Here is a 388-nt window from a genome sequence, read left to right as displayed (position 1 = left end):
GATCAAGCAGGCGGTGCAAAAGCAGATCAAGGCGGGCCGCGATCCCGGCACGCACGGCCCGATTTATCTGTTCGTCGTCACCAATGCAAACGACGACGGCGTCGGCGACGGCACCGTCAATACCTACCGCATGCTCGATGCCTTGGGGCAGGCCAATACCATTCCCAATGTGGCCAGGGATGAGCGCGCCGATGCACTGACCGAACAGCGCCGCCAACTGGAAGGAAAACTCGTCGCCGCGATCGATAGCATGCCCGGCCCCCACGACGCGTCCGCCCGCGCGGCCAGCCGGGCGCGTCAGCAAGCGCTCCAGCAACAAATCGCCGAGGTCGATCAGCAGATCAAGGACAACCACAACGGCATCGTGCCCTCGCTGGACATCGAGGGT

1 pseudogene is annotated in these 388 nt (G+C 63.9%); it reads left to right on the top strand.

The features are described from left to right. Positions 1 to 388, top strand: a pseudogene (locus tag DWU98_RS22060) (phospholipase D-like domain-containing protein); the annotation flags it as partial.

The organism is Dyella monticola, assembly GCF_003363155.1.
Classification (GTDB): Bacteria; Pseudomonadota; Gammaproteobacteria; order Xanthomonadales; family Rhodanobacteraceae; genus Dyella_B; species Dyella_B monticola.
This window is presented reverse-complemented; position numbering and strand designations above follow the sequence as displayed.